Here is a 22072-nt window from a genome sequence, read left to right on the forward strand (position 1 = left end):
CCACAGCCTCCGACTTGCGCCCGCCCGCGATGTTCCCTATTTGTTCGCCCATCGATGACTGACATAGCCCCCCTCTCCAATGACGGCGAATCTGCGCCGATTCCCTCCTATGCAGCGCGGTTGAACCCGCCCCAGAGGGATGCCGTGTTGACCACCGAAGGGCCGGTGCTGATGCTGGCCGGAGCCGGCACTGGCAAGACAGCGGCGCTCACCGCACGCCTTGCACACCTTGTCGCAACTCGCCGGGCGTGGCCCAGCGAAATCCTGTGCGTCACCTTCACCAACAGAGCCGCGCGGGAAATGCGCGAACGCGTTGCAGGGCATATTGGGGATGCTGTGGAGGGAATGCCCTGGCTCGGCACCTTCCATTCGATCGCGGCGAAGATGCTGCGTAGGCATGCCGAACTGGTCGGCCTGCAATCGAACTACACCATCATCGACACCGATGATCAGTTGCGCTTGCTGAAGGCGATGATCGTCGAACAGAAGCTGGATGAAAAGCGCTGGCCCGCCCGACAGCTCGCCGGGCTGCTCGACCGGTGGAAGAATCGCGGGCTCAACCCAGACGATCTCGATGCAGTCGAAAACGAGGCCTATGCCAATGGGCGCGGTCAGCACTTCTACCGGCTCTATCAGGATAGGTTGAAGGCGCTGAATGCCTGCGATTTCGGCGATCTGCTGCTGCACATGCTGAACATCCTGCGCCGGGAGCCTGAGGTGCTGGCCCATTATCAGCAGCGCTTCAAATATATCATGGTGGACGAATATCAGGACACCAATCAGGTGCAGTACCTGTGGCTGCGTCTGCTGGCACAGCAGCGCAAAAACATCTGCGTCGTGGGGGATGACGACCAGTCGATCTATTCCTGGCGCGGCGCGGAAGTCGCCAACATCCTGCGGTTTGAGAAAGATTTTCCGGGCGCCAAAGTCATCAAGCTGGAGCAGAATTATCGCTCCACCCCGCATATTCTCGCCGCGGCATCGGGTCTGATCCGTGAGAACAGCGAACGGCTTGGCAAAACCCTCTGGACCGAAATCGAAGCAGGCGAGAAGGTTCGGGTGATCGGCGTGTGGGACGGACCGGAAGAGGCCCGCCGTGTCGGCGAGGAGATCGAGCGACTGGAGCGCGAAGGTCTGCCACTCGATCAGATCGCCATTCTGGTGCGTGCTCAATACCAGACGCGTGAATTTGAAGACCGGTTCATACAAATCGGCCTTAACTATCGAATAGTCGGCGGCTTTCGCTTTTACGAACGCGCCGAAATCCGCGACGCGCTGGCCTATTTGCGCGTCATTGCCCAGCCGCAGGACGATCTGGCATTCGAACGAATCTATAACCAGCCCAAGCGCGGGCTAGGCGCAAAGACGCTTGAACTGATGCACCGCCATGCGCGCAACACCGGCCTGCCGCTTGCCGCTGCGTCGCTGCAGTTGGCTGATAGCGACGAACTGCCCAAACGGGCCTCTGCCGCCATCGCCAGTCTCATGGGGCAATTTCTCCATTGGCGCGAATTGGCGGAGACTGTCACTCCTTCCGAACTGCTACGCACCGTACTGGACGAAAGCGGTTACGATGCGATGCTGCAGGCAGACAAAACCGCGGAAAGCACCGGAAGGGCAGAAAATCTCTCCGAACTCGCGCGCGCGATGGAAGAGTACGGCACTTTGGGCGATTTTCTCGAACATGTCGCTCTGGTGATGGATAACGACCGTGCCGATGACGGTGAGAAAGTCACCATCATGACGATGCATGCGGCCAAGGGGCTGGAATTCGATCACGTATTCCTGCCCGGTTGGGAGGAAGGCGTGTTTCCCAGCCAGCGCTCTCTCGACGAAGGCGGTCTGGCCAGCCTGGAGGAAGAACGCCGCCTGGCCTATGTCGCCATCACCCGCGCACGGCGACGCTGCACGATCTTTCATGCCGCGAACCGGCGCATTTATGGCCAATGGACCAGTTCGATCCCCAGCCGTTTCGTCGGGGAGCTGCCTGCCGACCATATAACCGAGGAATCGACGCTAACGGGTGGTGCCTCTCTATGGCGTGCCGGGCTGAGCGAGCATGACGATCCCTTTGCCCATGTTTCCAGCAACCGCCCGGATCGCTTGCACTCGCGCGGCCCCGGCTGGCAACGGGCGCTGACCACGGGATACGATACCGCTCCAAAGCGGGTGAAAGAAGCCACCCGCTCCGTCGCCAGCTTTGCCGCCAAACCGCGCACCGATATCGCTGTCGGCCAGCGCGTATTCCACGACAAGTTTGGATATGGCACTGTGACCGATCAGGACGGCAACAAGCTCGAAATCGATTTCGAGCAGGCCGGATCGAAACGGGTGATCGACAGCTTCGTATCGCTCGCCTGAGGCGCTTCTTCCTATACCGGCAGAGACAATTGGGCTTTCGTCAGATTCGCCCGGATCAGGACCGCCCCGCAGCTGTCTTTGCACTCTCGGAGTGCACAGACGGTTTCCTACATGACATGTAATCGCCATTGCACGATGGAGTTCGGTTTTACTGCTGAATTCACGCGATTTCTTCGATGAATCCGCAAAGGGGTTTTCTGGTTCTGGACAGTGTAACATGTGGTCCATGTCTCCGCCCGATGGACGGCAGCATATGAGGCGCAGTTACGTGGGCAAATTGTCGATTGGGAGTGCGGCCCCGGATAACGCAAAGGCGCTATCCGGGCCTGTGAAGCAAGCTCCACCCACCGCACCAACCGCGTATAGCACTCCCTCAACAGGGGTGCGACGAATGGCAATTCAGGTCGTTGCGCTCACGTCGAGAAAGTCTGGTCGCGGACCATTCCACTCGCCAGCGGGGATCGGCGCATCGTCGTAATCGTCGCGCCCACGCGAGCGACGCGGTTCGTTTCGCTCTCCGCGCGGTGAACGCTCCTGACGCGGCCGCTCCTGACGCTCATCCGCATCCTTCCGGCGGCTGCGCGTGCGGCGAGGCTGATCCTCAGCCGCATCATCGCTTTGAACTTCAGGCTCTTCCACCTTCGCGGGTGCCTTCAGTTCGACCCGAACATCCTTCTTGCCGAAGATCGGAATCTTCGTGCCGGTCAGCTTCTCGACATTGTCGATCGCTTCGCCGTCTTCTTCCGCCACGAAAGTGAATGCCCGCCCCTTCGCCCCGGCGCGGCCCGTGCGACCGATGCGGTGGACGTAATCGTCGGGGTGCCAGGGCGTGTCGTAATTGAACACGTGGCTCACTCCTTTGATGTCGAGCCCACGCGCCGCAACATCGCTGGCGACCAGAATATTGACTTCGCCCGCTTTAAACCGGGCGAGTTCCTTTTGACGGCTGTTCTGATCGATATCACCGTGGATTTCGCCACTGGCAAAGCCTTCGCGCTGCAAAGCCTTGTTCAGCTCACGCACGGTCGTTTTACGATTGGCGAAGATAATCGCGGTTTCCACCAGATCGTTACGCAACAACCAGGTCAGCGTTTCCCGCTTCTGCCGCGATTTCAGCGGAATCTTGAATGCGGTAATATCCTTGTTTGTCGTCGCCGCACGGCTCACTTCGATCCGCTTGGGATTGTTGAGAAACGTCTTGGCCAGCTTCTCGATCGGAGGAGGCATCGTGGCGCTGAACAGCATCGTTTGCCGGGTTTCGGGCAACTTGGAGCAAATGAACTCGATATCGGGAATAAATCCCATATCGAGCATCCGGTCCGCCTCATCGATCACCAGAAGTTCGCAGCCGTTGAGCAAAATCTTGCCGCGCTCGAACAGGTCCATCAGGCGCCCCGGCGTTGCGATCAGCACATCGACACCTTCATCAAGGGCCTTCAACTGATCGCCCATCTGAACTCCGCCGATCAGCAGGACCAGCTTGAGATCATGGTTCTTGCCATACTTCTCAAAATTCTCCGCAACCTGCGCGGCCAATTCGCGCGTTGGTGCCAGAATAAGCGAGCGTGGCATCAAAGCACGACGTCGACCGTTGGCCAGAATATCGATCATCGGCAGCACGAAACTGGCCGTTTTGCCGGTACCGGTCTGTGCGATCCCGATCAGATCCTTCATCATCAGAACCGGCGGAATCGCTTGCGCCTGAATAGGGGTCGGCTCGGTATAACCGGCGTCTTCCACCGCTTTAAGCAATTCGGGAGAGAGGCCGAGGTCGGCAAACGTCATATGGTCAGTATTTTTCCGGGTTGGGCGGACCGTGGATGGTCCGGGATGGAACTGTGGCAGTCGCTATCCGTAAATTTACCCGCCCTTGCACACGCAATGATGAGAAAGTCAAGAAATTGTAGAAACGGTATGGCGGATCAGTTGCCTACTTCAACCAATCGACGCAGGCTGCTGATCGAACAATTGCTGCCCGCGCGGGAATGAATTTTATCGCGGTTGACGCACATTTGCCCGTCGCGCGTCCGCTCAAGATAGAATCCGGCGTAGTAATCGCGCGCACTGCAATTGCGCGCCAGTTGCGCGGTCACCAGCGTGCGATCGCTAAGGAACAATAGTAGACGATCATCACCACGCGGTTCGACTCCGACGATTCTGTTCACCGGAATGCAATTGCCCATCTTACGCTCGACCAGCCGGGGCGGCGGCGGAACATCCATCCCATTAAAAGCACTGGGCCGCACGGAATTGCCGCGCGGCGATATGCGGATGATAACCCGCTGTTCAATCCGCACCTGATCGAATGCAGGTGTTTGCGTGGGTGGCGCGAGCGGAAGCCATTCGCTCACTTCCGAACCTGCGGGCGGGCGATCTTCTGGCGCCGTCAGGTGCGAACGATCCATCGATCCCTCAGGAAGGGTACTCGGAAATAGCAACGCAAGTGGCGCGACAAGGGCGAGCATGAGGTTCATGGTGAAGAGCGGGCAATGGCCCGAAAATGGACTCCCTGTGTCAATATGCCAACCGCTCTTACGACCTCTGCTTGAATATCGGCTTAATCCCGCAGTCGAAGATCGCAAGTTCTGGCTCTTTACCGGCCGCCTGTGCAATAGCGCCAACAATGACTGAAACGACATTTTTTGCAGAGGCGTCCACGCTGCTGGGCCCGCGCGGGCTTACTCGTGACCCGGAACTGGTCGATGCCTGGCTGACCGACTGGCGTGGTCGCTTTACAGGTGCGACATGTGCTCTGGCCTCGCCAGCATCCGCCGAAGAAGTATCTGCATTGGTCAAATTATGCGCGAAGCACGGTGTGCCGATTGTGCCACAAGGTGGAAACAGCGGGATGTGTGGCGGAGCTACGCCAGATGGGAGTGGTACCGCCTTGTTGCTTTCGCTTCGGCGCATGGATGCCATTCGTGCAATCAATGCAGACGCCGGGCAAGCGGTGTGTGAAGCCGGGGTTATCCTGCAAAATTTGCATGAGGCGGTGGAAGCCGGAGGGATGCGTTTCCCCCTCACTCTTGGAGGAAAAGGTTCGGCAACAATTGGTGGCCTAATTTCCACTAATGCCGGCGGTACTCAAGTTTTGCAGCACGGGTCGATGCGCGCGCAAGTCCTCGGTCTGGAAGCGGTTCTGGCTGATGGGCAGGTGTTCAATGCGATGACTGCATTGAAGAAAGACAATCGCGGGTTCGACCTGAAACAGTTGCTGATCGGTTCGGAGGGGACGCTTGGCATCGTTACCGCAGCAACTCTTCGCATCGTGCCTGCGATTGGCGAAAGACGCGTGATTTGGGCGGGGGTGGATTCGCTGGAAACGGCACGAGCGCTGCTGCTGAAATTCCAGCACGGGGCAGGCCATGCACTCGAAGGATTCGAAGTGCTCGCTCAGTCAACCCTTGAAGACGTTCTCCGTCACCTTCCCGGATCGCGCGGACCATTAGCTGGCAAACATGCATGGCATGCTCTCATCGAATTGGTGGCAGAACCCGGCAAAGCAGGGAAGATCGATGAACTGGCTGAAGGTATGATGGTCAGCTCATTCGAAAGCGGGCTGATCGAAGACGCGACCATCGCCGCCAACGAATCGCAGGCTGAAGCATTCTGGTTGCTGCGCGATTCAATTGCACCGGCGGAACGGGAAAAGGGCCCGGCAGTGCAACACGACATTTCCGTCCCGGTCGAGCGGATGCCTGCCTTTGTGGCTGCAGCAATACCACGAATTGAGCAGGAATGGCCCGGAACGGAAGCGATTGCATTCGGGCATCTCGGCGATGGCAACGTCCATTTCCATGTTATCGCGCCTGACGGTGTCGATCCATCGAGATGGTACGAAACCGATGGCAAAACGATCAGCGCGCAGGTCTATGAGATGGTCACCCAATGGGATGGATCAATCAGTGCGGAGCACGGCATCGGGCAACTCAAGCGCGACGAACTTGGCCGCCTTGGCGATCCCGTCGCGCTGCATATAATGCGGAAGGTCAAGCAGGCGCTCGATCCGCAAGGATTGCTCAACCCCGGCAAGCTCGTGCCGCTTGCACAGGGCGGTGCCACTCCCTAAAGCGACCGTCCACAGTGCCGTCTGGATGAATGGTCCGGCGCGGCCAACTTATTCTGATCCCCTTCTTTGGAGATGTCCGATGGCCACTGCGCCCGAAACCAACCTGCCTTTGTTTTACAATGACCTGATGCCGCTGAACAGCCGCGACCACGCCAAGTGGCGCGCAAAACAGATCGAATCGCTCAAATGGCTTTCCGGTCAGCACGCCATCCCGCTGACGGTAGATGAGTTCGTGCAGACTCAGCGCGACTACCCCATCGTTTTCAGCTCGGGCGAAAACCCTGTTCCGCTTGCGCTGATGGGCCTCAACGAAGGTGTAAACGTATTTGTCGACGAAAACGGCAAAGTCACCGACCCCGTTTATATTCCGGCTTATGTCCGCCGTTATCCCTTTATGCTCGCCCGCCTTACCCCCGATGCAGAAGAACTCTCGCTTTGCTTCGATCCGACCGCAGGCGTGATCGGTGACTTCAGCGAAGGTGAAATTCTGTTCGACGATCAGGGTAAACCGGCCCCCACCGTGGAAGGTATCCTCAACTTCTGCGAACAGTTTGAACAGGCTGGCGCGCGCACCCAGGCTTTCATCGAAGAAATCAAGAAGCACGATCTGCTGATGGAAGGTGAAATCGCTATCACCGACAACTCCAAGCCCGATCAGCCCTTCGTGTATCGCGGTTTCCAGATGATCAACGAGGAAAAGCTGCGCGAACTGAGTGGCGATGTACTCAGCGAATGGACCAAGAACGGCCTCCTTCCTCTGCTCCATGCCCACCTTTTCTCGCTCGATCTTATGCGCGTGATCTTCGGAATGCAGATGGGCCAGGGCAAAGTGCCGCAGCCAACTGCGCTCAACCCGGCCGAAACGCCAGCATCCTGATTTTCATATTCCAACTGCGCGGGCACGGCCAAACGCCCTGCCCGCGCGATTGGATGAGGGTTGAACTGGCCCCGATCAGAGCCTATCTTCCCAATACCGGATCGCGCTTCCCTCATGGCCGGTCCGGCAGGTGCATCATGATGCACCTCCTCCCTGAACCTTGGCCACCTCGTGCATTTGCACGAGGTGGTTTTTTATGGGCCTACGATTTTATTCGGCGGCAAGCGGGATCGCAGAGCCGCGCCCCAGTTCGGCAATTTGCCCTGCCAGTTGACTCACCAGCCCAGCCACCAGTCGCGCGACCCCGTTCATACGAACGGACGGCTCGCTGAGATGCGAATCAAGGTAGCTGGAGCGGCAAATCTCGATCTGAATTGCGTGTATTCCCCGCGCCGGCAGGGCGTGACGATCAAGCACATAACCACCAGCATAGGGCCGGTTGTGTGCAACCAAACGGCCATGCTGACCAAAATAGTCGAGCGCGGTCGCAACGATCCCCGGATCGCAACTTGCTCCAAACCTGTCGCCTATGACAAACTCGGCCGTCCGCTCACCGGGGTGGCGCGGTCGCAATGGCGGCATTGAATGGAGATCGATCAGTAGGGCCGCTCCCCAACGATCGCGAATCAAATCCAGCGAACGCCCAAGTGCCGCATGATAAGGTTGGTGGATATCAGCGATCCGTGAATCCAGTTCGGCGCGCTCAATCGGTCCGCTCCAGATCTCGCCAATTCCGGCCAACCGGCGTGGCACTAACCCCAACCCACTTCGCGAACGACGATTGGCAAGCGAATGCCGTGCCTCGTCTCTGGCCCCACCAGACACCATGCTCCAATCCATATCGTCTGTTGCCCGATTGAGATCGATCATCGCCCGCGGTGCGTATGCCCATAGCAACGCCGCTCCGGTCTGCTCTGCCACAGTCCGGCCAATGAGATCGACATAGCGATCTTCGAGACGCAGCGTTGTCTGAGCGGAACGGCGCATTTTGGCCAACAATTGCTCAGGATAATCGCGCCCGGCATGCGGCACCGATATCAATACAGGCAAAGGGGTCTGTGTTATGCCCGTTAGAACGAACGCCCGCTTACCATCACTTCCTGGAATATATCCGCCCGATTCGCCTGTGTGATCGTTTATATCGTTCATCAAAACTAGAATGCTCCCACGCGGAAGGCATGTCAAAACAGGTGGGAACGACAAACGCATAAGATTTCTTAAGTGCTCTCCGCTATACGAACCGCATGACCGAACTGCGGAAAATCAAGATTCTCCTGGCTGAAGACGACGATGCGATGCGTACCTATCTGGTGCGCGCGCTGGAGAAAGCCGATTATGAAGTTCTCGCTGTCGACCGGGGAACGGCGGCGATACCCCACCTTCAGAATGGCGATTTCGACCTGCTTCTGTCTGACATTGTGATGCCGGAAATGGACGGGATCGAGCTTGCCCAGCGGTGCAATGAGATCGCCCCGCGGACAAAAGTTATGTTCATTACCGGATTTGCAGCAGTCACATTGCGTGCGAGTCGCGAGCAGCCGCAGGCAAAAGTGCTCTCCAAACCATTCCATCTCCGCGATCTTGTGATGGAAGTGGACCGTGTTTTCGCCGGGGAAGCACAAGCGAGTCTTTGACCTCTTGCACAGGCGCGCCGCACTCGCTACATGGCCGCCTCGCCGCACAAGCGGTTGTCCGATAGTGCGGGCGTATAGCTCAGTGGTAGAGCACTATGTTGACATCGTAGGGGTCGCAAGTTCAATCCTTGCTACGCCCACCATCGGACCTTTCGCAAAAGGCGTCGCGCAAGCGGCGCCTTTCGTGTTTCCAGCCCCCACCTTGCACCTGCGCGTCTAGCTGCTAAAGCGCGGCAAACTCTCATACGAACAGGATGAACATGGCCAAGATCAAGGTGAAGAACCCGGTCGTCGAAATCGACGGCGACGAGATGACCCGCATTATCTGGCAGTGGATTCGCGAGCGGCTGATTCAGCCCTATCTCGACATCGACCTCCGGTATTACGATCTTTCGATCGAGAAACGCGACGAAACCGACGATCAGATCACCGTCGATGCCGCCAACGCGATCAAGGAACATGGCGTCGGCGTGAAATGCGCCACGATCACACCTGACGAAGCGCGCGTCGAAGAATTCGGCCTCAAGAAAATGTGGAAGAGCCCCAACGGCACGATCCGCAATATTCTGGGCGGGGTCGTCTTCCGCGAACCCATCGTGATCGACAATGTGCCGCGGCTGGTGCCCGGATGGACCGACCCCATCGTTGTCGGCCGCCACGCATTCGGTGACCAGTACAAGGCGACCGACACACTGATTCCGGGCAAGGGCAAGCTGCGCCTCGTATTCGAAGGCGAAGACGGCAAGAACATCGATCTCGATGTATTCGACTTCCCATCAAGCGGCGTCGCCATGGCGATGTACAACCTCGACGATTCGATCCGCGATTTCGCCCGCGCCAGCTTTAACTACGGCCTTGACCGTGGATGGCCCGTGTATCTTTCGACGAAGAACACGATCCTCAAGGCCTACGATGGCCGCTTCAAGGATCTGTTCCAGGATGTATTCGACACCGAATTCAAGCCTCAGTTCGAAAAGAAAGGCCTGACCTACGAACACCGCCTGATCGACGATATGGTCGCTTCGGCACTGAAGTGGAACGGCAAGTTCATCTGGGCATGTAAGAACTACGACGGCGACGTGCAGTCGGACATCGTCGCACAGGGCTTCGGCTCGCTCGGCCTGATGACATCTGTGCTGATGGCGCCCGACGGCAAGACCGTCGAAGCGGAAGCCGCTCACGGCACCGTCACCCGCCACTATCGCCAGCACCAGCAGGGCAAGGCGACCAGCACCAACCCGATCGCCAGTATTTTCGCCTGGACGCGCGGGCTGATGTATCGCGGCAAGTTCGACGACACCCCTGAAGTGGTGAAGTTCGCCGAAACGCTGGAGCAGGTCTGCATCAAGACAGTTGAGAGCGGTCAGATGACCAAAGACCTCGCGCTGCTGATCGGGCCGGGCCAGTCGTGGTTGACCACCGAACAATTCTTCGAAGCGATTGTGAATAACCTCGAAAAGGAAATGGCCAACTGGGCCTGATCTTTTTCTCCAATCGTCAACGGAATAGAAGGCCCCCGGATATTCGGGGGCCTTTTTCATATCCTTGCAGGAAACGTCTCACCGCGCTCCGGTCCGTGACAATCGATGCTTACGCCGATAGGTGAACCGAATGTCCGCCGAACTAAACACCCCCATGCTGTCCGACGCGCTGGTGATTCTCGGCGCGGCAGGGATTGTCATCCCTGTGTTCCACCGCTTCCGCATCACGCCTGTGATCGGGTTCATTCTGATCGGCATTGCAGTCGGCCCGTTCGGGTTGGGCAAGCTGGTGTATGAATATCCCTGGCTGAACCATTTCACGATAACCGACCCCAAGGGCTTGGAGCCATTCGCGGAATTCGGCATCATCCTGCTGCTGTTCACGATCGGGCTGGAACTGTCTTTCAAGCGGCTGTGGACCATGCGGAAACTCGTGTTCGGTCTCGGCGCACTCGAGCTGACGATAACGGGCAGCCTGCTGGCTATCTTCCTGATGATGCTTGGGCAATTTTGGACCGGCGCACTCGGCCTCGGACTGGCGCTGGCGCTCAGTTCAACGGCAATCGTTCTCCCCATTTCCGGCACAACCAGCCCGGTGGGGCGCGCAGCGCTGTCGATGTTACTGTTCGAAGATATTGCGATTGTGCCTATCATTTTCATGCTCGGCGCAATGGCGCCCTATGCAGGGGAAGCGGGATGGGGCGGCCTTCTTGGAACATTGTGGAAAGGCGGCCTTGTCGTGGTAGCCCTCCTGGTTCTCGGTCGGATCGCCCTGCCCCGTCTGTTTGCTCAGGCAGCACGTACCAAAAGCCCCGAACTGTTTCTGGCCGCCAGTTTGCTCGTGGTTATCGGAGCAAGCCTCGCCACAGCCGTTACCGGGCTCTCTCCGATCGTGGGGGCGCTAATCGCCGGACTACTGATCGCCGAGACCGAATACAGCACGGAAGTCGAAGAAATCATGGAGCCCTTCAAAGGGCTTGCGCTCGGGATATTTCTCATCACCGTTGGGATGAGCATCGATCTCGCCACCATCTGGAGCAACCTGTGGACGTTGGCACTGGCTGTCGTCGCTGTGCTGACCTTCAAGGCCTGCGTCACCGGGGTTTTGCTGCGGATGATGGGTGCCCGGCGTAGTACGGCTGCGGAAACCGGCGTATTGATGGCAAGCCCCAGTGAAACGACGCTAATCGTGCTGAGCGCAGCCAGCGCCGCCTTGTTGATTCAGCCCGGCACCGCACAATTCTGGCAGATCGTTACTGCCATCGGCCTCACCGTTACTCCCCTTTTGGCCCGGTTGGGTCGCATTATCGGGAGGCAGGTCGATCCCGTGCCGGAAATGGCGGTGGAGGATCGCGGCGTACCTCGAGTGATCATCGTTGGCATCGGCCGCGTGGGACGCCTCGTGGCGGATATGCTTGACATGCATGGCAAACCGTACGTGGCAATCGATTCCGATGCCGACCTGATCGCACGAGCGAAGCGCAAGGGATACCATGCGACATTTGGCGATGCATCTCATGGTCACGCGCTGGAACGGCTCGGGATCGATCATGCGCTGGCAATCATCCTGACAATGGACGAGCCTGTTCTGGCCCATCGTCTGACTACCAAGCTGCGTAAATCGCACCCAAACCTGACGATTATATCCCGCGCACGCGATCTGACCCACGCCACCGATCTCTATCGGGCAGGTGCGACCCACGCGGTGCCGGAAACGCTGGAAAGCTCGCTTCAATTGTCGGAGGCTCTGCTGGTCGATCTGGGTGTTGCGATGGGGCCTGTGATTGCCTCCATTCACGAAAAGCGCGACGAATTCCGCAGCCAGATTCAGCGCGAGGCTCAGTTGGAGCACAAGCCTAAACTGCGGACTTCGGTTGCAGAATCGGGATAGATTGCGCCGCTCGCTCGTTATTCCCTTAAACCGAGAGGAGATAACGATGAGCGACGCCAAACAGCACCCAAAGGCAGCCCCCAGCCAAAAGCCGCAGAATCAGGTTGGCGAGAACCACGGCGCCATCAATGGCCCGCAACGCACGGGGCATAACACCCGTACCACCGACACGCCGCGAGGCAGCGAAGTGGAAACCCGCAATTCAAGCAATCGACGCGGATGATCCGCCCCTAAATTACAGGGATGCGCTGAACTCGTGCAAGCAGATCAGGTCGCGGGCGTTGCCCCGGCCAATATGCGACGCACTGCGGTCAGCGCCTCTTCTGCTTTGCTGCCATCGGGGCCGCCGCCCTGCGCCATATCCGGTCGGCCTCCGCCACCTTTGCCGCCAAGTGCTTCCACACCGGCACGCACCAGATCGACGGCACTGAACCGGTCGGTCAGATCATCGGTGACGGCAACCGCGAATGCAGCCTTCCCGTCGTTGATCGCACAGATCGCCGCAACGCCGGATCCCATGCGTTTCTTCGCTTCATCGAGCAGTCCGCGCAGCTCTTTGGCTTCCAGTCCATCGATCGCCTGACCGCTGAACTTCACTCCACCGACATCTTCATCGACCGGGCCAGCGCTCGATCCCCCGCCGCCAAGGGCCAGCTCCTTTTTGGCATCGGCAAGTTCCCGTTCGAGCTGTTTCCGCTCAGAAACCAACGCTGCAACGCGATCGGCCACTTCGTCCACGGATGTTTTGAGCGCCCCGGCAACTGACTTCAAGGCATCCTCGCGCCCGACCAGCCACTGCCGGGCGGCTTCACCGGTCAACGCTTCGATCCGGCGCACACCAGAACTAACCGCCGTTTCGGAGACAATGCGAAACAGCCCGATATCTCCGGTGGCGCGAACATGAGTGCCACCACAAAGCTCTACCGAGTAATTGCGCCCTTCGGAATCATTGCGCCCCATCGAAAGGACGCGCACTTCGTCGCCGTATTTCTCTCCAAACAGAGCCATCGCCCCTGCGGCGATTGCGTCATCCGGCGTCATCAATCGGGTGACCACCGGATCGTTAGCGCGAATTTCAGCGTTCACCTCTGCCTCAATCGCTGCGATGTCTTCATCGCTTAACGCCTTGGGATGCGAGAAATCGAACCGCAGGCGATCTTCTGCCACCAGCGATCCCTTCTGGGTCACATGGTCGCCAAGCCGATTGCGGAGCGCAGCATGGACCAGATGGGTCGCAGAGTGATTGGCCCGGATACGGTCTCGCCGCTCAACATTGACCGACAAACGCACCGTATCGCCGACCTTAATCGAGCCGGCTTCGACCTTGCCTTCATGGGCATGGAGGCGGCCAAGCGGCTTGATGGTATCGCTTACCGCAATCATCAGCCCTTCCGGTGTGGAAATCGACCCGGCATCACCCGCCTGACCGCCGCTCTCACCATAGAACGGGGTCTGATTGACGAGCACTATCACTGAATCGCCCGCATCGGCGCTTGTTACTTCGGCACCGTCCTTAACTAGCGCGACGACACACCCTTCGCCTTCGGTAGAGGAGTACCCGGTGAATTCGGTGCTGCCTTCACGATCGGCAATATCGAACCAGATCTCGCTGTCGGCAGCCTGCCCGCTACCCTTCCATGCCGCCCGCGCCGCAGCTTTCTGCCGCGCCATCGCCGCATCGAACCCTTCGCGATCGACTGCAATCCCACGACTGCGGAGCGCATCTTCAGTCAGATCGTAAGGGAAACCATATGTATCGTAGAGCTTGAACGCAGTTTCTCCATCGAGACTATCGCCTTCGCTCATTCCGCCGGCCGCGTCGTCCAGAAGACCAAGACCCTTTTCCAAAGTGCGGCGGAACTGGGTCTCCTCACGCTCCAGCGTTTCTTCGATCAGCGGCTGAGCACGCCCGAGTTCAGGATAAGCCTGCCCCATCTCGGTCACCAGTGCAGGAACCAGACGATGCATCAATGGCTCTTTCGCTCCCAGCAGATGGGCATGGCGCATCGCCCGGCGCATGATCCGCCGCAACACATATCCACGCCCTTCATTAGACGGCAGAACTCCGTCGGCCAGCAGAAAGCTGGTAGAGCGCAAGTGATCCGCGATAACGCGATGGCTGGCAGTTTGCTCGCCTTCCGCCTTCACGCCGGTCAGGCTTTCACTCGCACCAATCAGTTGCTTGAACGTATCGATATCGTAGTTGTCGTGAACACCCTGCAAGACGGCCGCAATCCGTTCCAGTCCCATGCCGGTGTCGATGCTGGGCTTAGGCAAGTCGGAGACGATTTCACCGCCCGCCTGTTCATATTGCATGAACACCAGATTCCAGATTTCGACAAAACGGTCGCCGTCTTCATCGGGGCTGCCGGGAGGGCCGCCGAAGATATGGTCGCCGTGATCGTAGAACACCTCGGAACACGGACCACATGGGCCATCGTCGCCCATTGCCCAGAAATTGTCCTTCGTAGGAATGCGGATAATCCGCTCTTCCGGAAGGCCGCTGATCTTGCGCCACAGGTCGAACGCCTCGTCATCGGTGTGATAAACCGTGGCGGTCAGCTTTTCGGCCGGAATACCCCATTCTTTGGTCAACAAAGTCCAGGCATGGGTAATCGCCTGTTCCTTGAAATAGTCGCCAAAACTGAAATTGCCGAGCATTTCAAAGAACGTATGATGGCGGGCGGTATAGCCCACGTTATCCAGATCGTTGTGTTTCCCACCGGCGCGCACACACTTCTGGCTGCTGGTCGCAGTCGGTTCAGGCGGCGTTTCCAGCCCGGTGAACACGTTTTTAAACGGCACCATCCCGGCGTTGACGAACATCAGCGTCGGATCGTTATAAGGCACCAGCGGTGCGCTCGGCACTTCGCGGTGCCCGGCACCGGTAAAATAATCGAGGAAGCTGCGGCGGATTTCGTTGGTCGACGTCATGACATGGGCAGTTAGTTGCTGCGCGCGCGCGCCACAAGCGTATTCGCGTGTCTTTTGTGAACGGCAGCAGTGATCAGTGCGTCGCTGAAACGATCCATGCAGCACCGGGGAATGCCACAACCTTGCCCGACCGATGGTCGCGCAAATATCCCCGCAGCCGCTCGATAAAGGCAGCCTTTTCCGTTTCGCTGAGTTCCGCAATGATCCGAGCTGCCGGACCAATAGTCGACAGATACTCCAATGCATCTTCCACCGGGTCGTCGCCATAACCGGCGATATAGGCATAATCGAACGATTCGAATTCGATTTCGCGCCAACCTGCCGTGCTCAGGATTGCATAGACACGATCTTTATCGGCAAAAGCAAATGGACCCGGTCCACCGGAGGGTGGCGGCTGCTTCCCCCCCGGTTGCAACGAGGCGATTCCGCTCGCCCACGGATTTTCGGCGGGTGAGCGAAAGCAGGAGAAAAATAGCCCGGCATCATCTGCCGATATGGCATGAAGGTGAGTGAAGGCGGCCACCGGATCGGGGAAAAACATCACCCCGTGGCGGGATATGAGACGATCGGGTCGGAAGCTGTCTTTACACCATACCGCGGCATCGCCGTGCTCAAAGGTAACGTTGCCCAGATGCGCGCCGCGTTCGCGAGCAACCGAGAGCAAATCTTCGCTAATATCGATCCCGATCACCTGCGACTGCGGATGTCCGCGCGCAATGGCGAGGGACAGTTCGCCCGCGCCACATCCGATATCGAGCACATGGGATAATCCATTGCCGCTTGCCCGCCCCAGAAGGCGTTCGGTCAAACCGGAAAAGCTGCGATCGGTACGCCGCCATTCATTGGCCCATTTGCGACCAACTCCACCCTTCCATTCGGATGCATCTGTCATTGCCTGGCTCCAAATAACAAGTTCGGTTCCGCAGGTGGCTCGGTGAACCAACGCGGACCTTCCTCTGTCATATAAAAACAATCTTCCTGTCGCACACCGAATCTGCCGGGATAATAAATGCCGGGCTCATTCGAAAAACACATACCGATGTCGAGCTGTGTCGTTTCGCCGTGAACGAGATTGACCGGCTCGTGGCCATCCATCCCGATCCCATGCCCTGTTCGATGCGACAGGCCGGGCAATCGATAGCGCGGCCCCAACCCCTTGCTTTCATAGAGCGCCCGCACCGCATCGTCGACCGATCCCGCCGGCTGGCCGGGTTGGGCAGCCGCGAATGCTGTGTCCTGTCCTTCACGAACGAGATGCCAGGTGGCCATCGCGGCAGGGTCCGGTTCACCAAAAAAGACCGTGCGCGAAATATCCGACTGATAATCTTCCACTGTACAGCCACAGTCGAATAGCACTGTGGAACCGGGACGAACGACTTGCGGCTTCCCCGTTCCGTGGGGATAGGCCGATGCCTCGTCGATCAAAACCATCGAGAATTCGGGCGCCCCGCCCAGCGCGCGGGTGGCGGCATCCATCAGAGCGGAAATCTGCCGATTGGTCATGCCCGCCCGGATTTGCGGCACAGCCCATTCATAGGCAGCTTTGGTTACATCGGATGCGGCTTGCATCAACGCCATTTCGTTCGCTGTTTTCCGCATCCGGCAACCCCGCACTACGGCATCGGCGGAAACGATCCGCGCATCCGGCATGGCGTGGGCCAACCCGTCGCTGGCGAAGAAGCGAACAGTTTCCTCGATTCCGATCCGAGACTTGCCCAGCCCGATTGCCCTGAGCTGGCGGGCAAGTAGTTCAGTTGGGCTCTCGTCTTCCTGCCAGACATGGATATCTGCATCGATTTCCAGCGATTCCGCAACCGAAGGTCGTTCGAAAAACGGAGTGACGATAAACGGCATACCCATTGCCGGGATCACAGCCGCCGTCAGGCGTTCAGATCTCCACCAGCGGACACCGGTGAAATAGACCATGCTCGATCCGGGTTCGAGAACGATCGCAGCGATATCGTTTGCTGCCATCAACCGGCGCGCGCGCTCAATCCTTGCTGCGCGCTCGTCACGCCCGATGGGTTCGGCATTGCCGGTGATCGGGGCCAGCGCCGATGTGTCGATTTCCATTGCCCGGGCGATGGAGTGGAACCCAAGACTCGCTGAACCGGCAAGGAAGGCACTTGCCCCCAGCACCTTGCGCCGACTGATCTGCATATTTGCCCCACTACCAAAACTCACAACGCCTGTTCACAACACATGCACATTTGCAGGTGCGGGTGGAAGGGCCTGTTTTCTGGCAGAAGCGGACTTTCAGCCAGGTCAGTGCAGAACAGTATAACGAGTACCTCCAACGAAAAACCGGTGCGGGTTCCTCCGGCAAAGGAGAGAACGCTCGCACCGGTTTCCCAGGTATGTCGGGCGCGCGACGGGGGGTGGGGTATGGCGCGCCCGATTGAGGATCAATCTTCGTCGTCCGCGTCCGGACCCGTCATCATCTCCTCGGCGACAGCGTCGGTCCGGCCACGGATCGCAGCTTCCAACTTGTCGCAAACTTCCGGATTCTCTTTCAGATACTTTTTCGCGTTTTCACGGCCCTGCCCGATACGGATCGAGTCATAGCTGAACCATGAGCCGGATTTTTCGACCAGTCCGGCCTTCACGCCCAGATCGAGGATTTCGCCGATCTTCGAGATGCCTTCGCCATACATGATATCGAATTCGACCTGCTTGAACGGTGGGGCCACCTTGTTCTTGACCACCTTCACGCGGGTCGCATTGCCGATGATATCGTCCCGATCCTTGATCTGGCCGGTACGGCGAATATCGAGGCGCACAGAGGCGTAGAACTTCAGCGCGTTACCGCCGGTAGTCGTTTCCGGGTTACCGTACATCACACCGATCTTCATGCGGAGCTGGTTGATGAAGATCACCATGCATTTCGAACGGTTGATGGAACCTGTCAGTTTACGCAGGCTCTGGCTCATCAAGCGAGCCTGGAGGCCGACGTGGCTATCCCCCATCTCACCTTCGATTTCAGCCCGCGGGACCAGCGCAGCGACCGAATCGACCACCAGCACATCGATCGCATTCGAGCGCACCAGCGTATCGGTGATTTCGAGCGCCTGTTCCCCGGTATCGGGCTGAGAGACGATCAGTTCATCGATATCGACGCCCAGCTTCTTCGCATAAACCGGATCGAGAGCATGTTCGGCATCGACGAAGGCAGCCGTGCCCCCCGCCTTCTGCGCCTCTGCAATCACGTGCAGCGCCAGCGTAGTCTTGCCCGAGCTTTCAGGACCATATACTTCGATCACGCGGCCTTTCGGCAGGCCGCCGACGCCCAGTGCAATATCAAGTCCCAGCGAGCCGGTCGAAATCGTTTCGACCTGCATCGCTTCCTTCTGCCCGAGCTTCATAGCCGAGCCTTTACCAAACGCGCGATCAATCTGCGCGAGGGCGGCATCGAGTGCCTTTTGACGGTCCGTATCCACGCCTTTGCCTTCCACAAGTTTCAGGTTCGCTGCAGCCATGACACATGCCTCCGTCGTTTGCCTAGGGCCGTAGCCCGCTCATCAACTGTAGGATTATGTATCTGGTTTGTTCCACAAGAACAAGAGCGGAACAAAATTTTTGTAGGAAATAAATTATGCCATTATATTCATGTGCTTGCACTCAATTTCGAGCGCGAACGGTCCACTTTCGTTCAACCTGCCCCCCGCCCGGAACGGTGAATTCGTAGATCTGACGTCCATTCTTCACCCGCGCCTTCGTGCCGCGCTTCACCGTCCATTCGCCCGCCCCGCCCAGGTCGAGCCGCACTTTCACAGCATCGCGATTGGCATTGGTGAACACGGCAAGCATCTGACTGGTCTCGCCTTTATTGCCGGCCTTCGATTTGCTGACCGCACATTGCATCCGAATCTGGCCGCTCTCTCCGAGAGAGAAAGCGACTTCCTCCCCCTTCGTATAGTCGCGCAAGCTGTCTTCTCCGAGAAGCAGAGTGCCCTCCCCCGTAGGTTCAAACACGGTAATCCCGCCCATCGGCATCGGCACGCCAAGTCCGTTCTTCTCTTCGTTGTCTGCTTCGACCCGCATTTCCAGCGGCACAGAATCGCCAGTGGCATCGTCGGGCGTACAGTCCCCGCGATAGATCACATCGGCTTTCACCGAATCCCGCTGCAGGAAAGCAATCTGTTTCATACCCTTCGCAGCAACGGTCACCGGTTCGGGCACGCGATAGAGTTTCAGATCGCCCAGCTCTTCCTGTTGAGCGACCATCGCCGCACCAGAGGCCAGCTCGGCCTTGGCCCGGCGCATACCTGTCACCATGATCGCGTCTGCTGCCATTGCCATCGGCGCTGGCGGCGGAGGGGGTGGCGGCGGAGGGACAGGGTAATCTACAGGCATCCCTTCCGCCGTGCTGCCTAACGGATAGCACATAAGCTGGAGAGGCTTACCACGCGGCGGATCGGCCAGTTGGCGATAATCGCTTTTCACACTGAGAGTGCCAGCCACCGCCATCAACTCGGCATCGGGGAAAGACTGACCATTGTCGTTGAGCAAAGTGAGCCAACTGGTCAGCGCCAGCGTGGCTTTCCCCCCCGCCGCATTGTCGCGCAGCGTAGCAACATAGTGCGCCTGCCAGTCGAAGCCCCACGCAAGATAGGTCAGCGTAACGGTATATGTTCCGCCCTGCGGCGAGCGCGTATCGATGCTGAAAACCGGATTGGGCGAAAGACCCGTGGGCACTTTATCGAACGCCAGCTTCTCCGGCAGGCCGGAGCAGCGCACCGCTTCGTATCCGGAGGCAGTTTGCAGTACCAGTCCCCCATCGGCACGGGTGCGGACAACGGCATCCTGCGACACTTCCTTGCCCGTGGCCGGGTTCGTGCGGGTAATCGTCACCCGGTTGCCCAGAGTACCATCCACCAGCGCGGCGGGGCTAAGCAGGTCTGCGTTGCGGTTTTTCTCTATCGTCCCGCCGGGCAGACCGGTGACGATCGCGCTGACGGCAACCATCCCTTCCGCCACACCATCGAAACGCACAGTCGATTCCCCCGGCGGCAGGGTTACGGTGCGCGTCTCGCTCACCATTGCAAAGCCACGCGGCCAGTTGCGATTCATGGCCTGATCCGCCCCGCGCTGCGGATCGCGATAGACAGTCACCGCCAGATGCTGCGGCGGCGAAGCTTCCACCGCCGGGCGTGGAGCCTGCGCGACGACTGGCGATGCCGCGAGCGCCATCGCCAGTGCCGAAGGTATCAGGAAGCGCATAGCCACCCGCTCAGCCCCCTCAGTATCGCGCCTCATACGTCACGCGCACCACGCGCTTGCCGTTGGCGGGCACGGTCACATGATATGTGCGGCGGTCGGCGTTGACCTGCTCCCCCGCGACATCTTCGTTCACCACGCGATAGTCACGGCTCCACAATCCGCGATCCAGCCCGGACTGAGTCAGATCGACATCGACCGGCACCGATTTGGCATTGGTGAAGGTGTAGCGCATCGTCGTGCGCCAGAAATCGACCGCGCGTTGGCTTTCGATCTCCGTTACAGTTTGCCCATTCTTTATCACACGATACCGGCTGGACTTTTCCCATTCGGCGGAGGGTATCTTCTCGCGCTTTTCCACTTCGGCCTGAACCAGAACGTCGAATGCGTCACCTGTTTTCAGCGTCAGATCGCTGCCCATCGGCGTGTGGCCTATCGTGTTTTCACCGATGAATTGCGGCGTGCCCTGCCGGTCGCGCTGGTAAAACCGCACCGTCCCGGCGGGCAGAGCATCGCCCAGCCCCTGATCGCGGGAAGAGGAGAACGCGATGGCGCTATCGACGTTGACTGCGGAATCCTCGTTACTCAACCAGCCGATTGTGCGGGCATATATCTTACGCGCAGCAACGCCTTGCACATCGAGGAAGCTCACCTGTTTGGTCTGGGCATTGGCAATCGTGGTGCGCGCGGACAGCGGATAGAGATAGAAATCGCCAAGCTGTTCGCGGCTGGCAGTCTCAGTGCCCGGACTCATGCGAGTGGTGGCCGGTCGCACGGGGCGCGGCCGATAGTTCGACTGTCCCGACCCCGGCGAACCGGCAACCAGCACAGTATCGGCATTGTGAAATGTTGTGCCGGTCTGGTTGGTCAGCGTGACCCAGCCCTGCATATCGATCGTGCCTTTCCCTTCGTCATACAGCGCGACATAATCGGCTGACCAGCCAAGGCCGCCAGTGAGGTAGCGGATCGATGCCGGACGGCGCCCACCGCGATTGCTGTCCACTGTGACGGAGAGTGTCGGGCGTGCACGTAAGTTCGGCGGCACCCGGTCGAACACTGCGCGCACAGGCAGGCCATCGTCGCGCAGCACCTCGATCCGATTCCCGATCTGCACAACTACGCCGCCTGCGGTGCTCAGCACTTTGGCCCGCTCGCGGGTTTCAGCGCCAGTCGCCGGATTGGTACGGATCAAGGTAATGGTCTGCCCGATAGCCTTTTCCATCAACTTGCCAGGGGTGAGCAGGTCGAAATCGAAATTTTGTTCGATAATCCCCGCGCCGTCAGCTGCGAAGCTGAGCGTTTCCGGGCGGATACGCGCGGACACATCGGGGAATTCGATCCGGCTGCGCCCTTTGGCGATATCGAGCTGGCGTACATCCTGCACCAGCGCCTGATCGTTGTTATAAATCGTCACCGCCAGATCGCCCTGGGCGCTGGGGGCGTCGGGCGTATCCTGCGCCAGCGCGGCCGTAGCGAGCGCGCCGAACGCAGTGGCCGCAAGGATAGTGGAATAGCGCATGTGTCTTCCCCCAAGACTGGTGAATGAGCGGTATCGTTGCCGCAGCGACATTGCGGCACGGTGAATGTCGGGGTCAACCCGCTTCGGGA

Annotated in this window: 16 protein-coding genes and 1 tRNA gene; 8 read left to right on the top strand and 9 right to left on the bottom strand. The window is 58.8% G+C overall.

Translation table 11 applies throughout. The features are described 5' to 3' along the window. Positions 1 to 54: 54 nt before the first annotated feature. Positions 55 to 2361: an ATP-dependent helicase gene (locus CV013_RS05245; protein ID WP_102154203.1), complete on the top strand. Its 2307-nt coding sequence runs from the start codon at positions 55 to 57 to the stop codon at positions 2359 to 2361. A gap of 399 nt (positions 2362 to 2760) precedes the next feature. On the opposite strand, the gene CV013_RS05250 is transcribed toward CV013_RS05245, so the two are convergent. Beyond that, a complete protein-coding gene (locus CV013_RS05250; RefSeq protein ID WP_102154204.1) occupies positions 2761 to 4146 on the bottom strand; it encodes a DEAD/DEAH box helicase in 1386 nt (461 codons plus the stop codon). 137 nt (positions 4147 to 4283) lie between these two features. Continuing rightward, entirely contained in the window at positions 4284 to 4766 is a 483-nt protein-coding gene (locus CV013_RS05255) for a hypothetical protein (RefSeq protein WP_102154205.1), read from the bottom strand. 218 nt (positions 4767 to 4984) lie between these two features. On the opposite strand from CV013_RS05255, the gene CV013_RS05260 reads away from it, so the two are divergent. Together CV013_RS05260 and CV013_RS05265 are read left to right on the top strand one after the other, a co-directional pair. After that, positions 4985 to 6430 carry an FAD-binding oxidoreductase gene (locus tag CV013_RS05260; RefSeq protein ID WP_102154206.1) on the top strand — a complete coding sequence of 482 codons (1446 nt, stop codon included), beginning with the start codon at positions 4985 to 4987 and terminating at the stop codon, positions 6428 to 6430. 79 nt (positions 6431 to 6509) lie between these two features. Then, on the top strand, positions 6510 to 7307 hold the full coding sequence (locus CV013_RS05265; RefSeq protein WP_102154207.1) for a SapC family protein: 798 nt from the start codon (positions 6510 to 6512) through the stop codon (positions 7305 to 7307). Between the two features lie 210 nt (positions 7308 to 7517). On the opposite strand, the gene CV013_RS05270 is transcribed toward CV013_RS05265, so the two are convergent. Continuing rightward, the gene (locus tag CV013_RS05270; RefSeq protein ID WP_102154208.1) at positions 7518 to 8456 is read right to left on the bottom strand and encodes an N-formylglutamate amidohydrolase; all 939 of its coding nucleotides are present in this window, start codon (positions 8454 to 8456) and stop codon (positions 7518 to 7520) included. A gap of 95 nt (positions 8457 to 8551) precedes the next feature. Between CV013_RS05270 and cpdR the strand changes: the two genes are divergently transcribed. From cpdR to CV013_RS15515, 5 genes are all read left to right on the top strand, one after another. Next, complete coding sequence (cpdR, locus tag CV013_RS05275; protein ID WP_102154209.1) at positions 8552 to 8941, top strand: cell cycle two-component system response regulator CpdR; 390 nt, start codon at positions 8552 to 8554, stop codon at positions 8939 to 8941. A 68-nt stretch (positions 8942 to 9009) separates the two neighbouring features. Continuing rightward, a tRNA-Val gene (locus CV013_RS05280) sits at positions 9010 to 9084 on the top strand. A 117-nt stretch (positions 9085 to 9201) separates the two neighbouring features. Beyond that, positions 9202 to 10422, top strand: coding sequence for an NADP-dependent isocitrate dehydrogenase (locus CV013_RS05285; protein ID WP_102154549.1), 1221 nt, complete (start codon positions 9202 to 9204; stop codon positions 10420 to 10422). A 130-nt stretch (positions 10423 to 10552) separates the two neighbouring features. Further along, positions 10553 to 12313 (top strand): cation:proton antiporter domain-containing protein, encoded by a 1761-nt coding sequence (locus CV013_RS05290; protein ID WP_102154210.1) that lies wholly within the window; start codon positions 10553 to 10555, stop codon positions 12311 to 12313. A 46-nt stretch (positions 12314 to 12359) separates the two neighbouring features. Then, entirely contained in the window at positions 12360 to 12536 is a 177-nt protein-coding gene (locus CV013_RS15515; RefSeq protein WP_157935733.1) for a hypothetical protein, read from the top strand. A 44-nt stretch (positions 12537 to 12580) separates the two neighbouring features. On the opposite strand, the gene alaS is transcribed toward CV013_RS15515, so the two are convergent. From alaS to CV013_RS05320, 6 genes are all read right to left on the bottom strand, one after another. Then, complete coding sequence (gene alaS / locus CV013_RS05295; RefSeq protein ID WP_102154211.1) at positions 12581 to 15247, bottom strand: alanine--tRNA ligase; 2667 nt, start codon at positions 15245 to 15247, stop codon at positions 12581 to 12583. A gap of 73 nt (positions 15248 to 15320) precedes the next feature. Further along, entirely contained in the window at positions 15321 to 16139 is an 819-nt protein-coding gene (locus CV013_RS05300; protein ID WP_102154212.1) for a class I SAM-dependent methyltransferase, read from the bottom strand. After that, positions 16136 to 17407, bottom strand: a complete 1272-nt coding sequence (locus CV013_RS05305) for a M24 family metallopeptidase (RefSeq protein ID WP_102154213.1) — start codon at positions 17405 to 17407, stop codon at positions 16136 to 16138. The genes CV013_RS05300 and CV013_RS05305 overlap by 4 nt, the downstream gene beginning before the upstream one ends. Positions 17408 to 17652: 245 nt before the next feature. Then, entirely contained in the window at positions 17653 to 18723 is a 1071-nt protein-coding gene (recA, locus tag CV013_RS05310; RefSeq protein WP_102154214.1) for a recombinase RecA, read from the bottom strand. Positions 18724 to 18865: 142 nt separating this feature from the next. After that, positions 18866 to 20503: a DUF4139 domain-containing protein gene (locus CV013_RS05315; RefSeq protein ID WP_123639936.1), complete on the bottom strand. Its 1638-nt coding sequence runs from the start codon at positions 20501 to 20503 to the stop codon at positions 18866 to 18868. After that, positions 20487 to 21983, bottom strand: a complete 1497-nt coding sequence (locus CV013_RS05320) for a DUF4139 domain-containing protein (protein WP_102154216.1) — start codon at positions 21981 to 21983, stop codon at positions 20487 to 20489. Before CV013_RS05320 ends, CV013_RS05315 begins: the two co-directional genes overlap by 17 nt. Positions 21984 to 22072: the final 89 nt, after the last annotated feature.

Origin of the sequence: Tsuneonella flava (assembly GCF_002870965.1) — a bacterium.
GTDB classification, from domain to species: domain Bacteria; phylum Pseudomonadota; class Alphaproteobacteria; order Sphingomonadales; family Sphingomonadaceae; genus Tsuneonella; species Tsuneonella flava.

Coding starts and splice junctions, on each gene's coding strand:
- CV013_RS05245 (WP_102154203.1), top strand. CDS start 55: ATGACTGACATAGCCCCCCTCTCCAATGACGGCGAATCTGCGCCGATT.
- CV013_RS05250 (WP_102154204.1), bottom strand. CDS start 4,146: ATGACGTTTGCCGACCTCGGCCTCTCTCCCGAATTGCTTAAAGCGGTG.
- CV013_RS05255 (WP_102154205.1), bottom strand. CDS start 4,766: ATGGATCGTTCGCACCTGACGGCGCCAGAAGATCGCCCGCCCGCAGGT.
- CV013_RS05260 (WP_102154206.1), top strand. CDS start 4,985: ATGACTGAAACGACATTTTTTGCAGAGGCGTCCACGCTGCTGGGCCCG.
- CV013_RS05265 (WP_102154207.1), top strand. CDS start 6,510: ATGGCCACTGCGCCCGAAACCAACCTGCCTTTGTTTTACAATGACCTG.
- CV013_RS05270 (WP_102154208.1), bottom strand. CDS start 8,456: ATGAACGATATAAACGATCACACAGGCGAATCGGGCGGATATATTCCA.
- cpdR (WP_102154209.1), top strand. CDS start 8,552: ATGACCGAACTGCGGAAAATCAAGATTCTCCTGGCTGAAGACGACGAT.
- CV013_RS05285 (WP_102154549.1), top strand. CDS start 9,202: ATGGCCAAGATCAAGGTGAAGAACCCGGTCGTCGAAATCGACGGCGAC.
- CV013_RS05290 (WP_102154210.1), top strand. CDS start 10,553: ATGTCCGCCGAACTAAACACCCCCATGCTGTCCGACGCGCTGGTGATT.
- CV013_RS15515 (WP_157935733.1), top strand. CDS start 12,360: ATGAGCGACGCCAAACAGCACCCAAAGGCAGCCCCCAGCCAAAAGCCG.
- alaS (WP_102154211.1), bottom strand. CDS start 15,247: ATGACGTCGACCAACGAAATCCGCCGCAGCTTCCTCGATTATTTTACC.
- CV013_RS05300 (WP_102154212.1), bottom strand. CDS start 16,139: ATGACAGATGCATCCGAATGGAAGGGTGGAGTTGGTCGCAAATGGGCC.
- CV013_RS05305 (WP_102154213.1), bottom strand. CDS start 17,407: ATGCAGATCAGTCGGCGCAAGGTGCTGGGGGCAAGTGCCTTCCTTGCC.
- recA (WP_102154214.1), bottom strand. CDS start 18,723: ATGGCTGCAGCGAACCTGAAACTTGTGGAAGGCAAAGGCGTGGATACG.
- CV013_RS05315 (WP_123639936.1), bottom strand. CDS start 20,503: ATGAGGCGCGATACTGAGGGGGCTGAGCGGGTGGCTATGCGCTTCCTG.
- CV013_RS05320 (WP_102154216.1), bottom strand. CDS start 21,983: ATGCGCTATTCCACTATCCTTGCGGCCACTGCGTTCGGCGCGCTCGCT.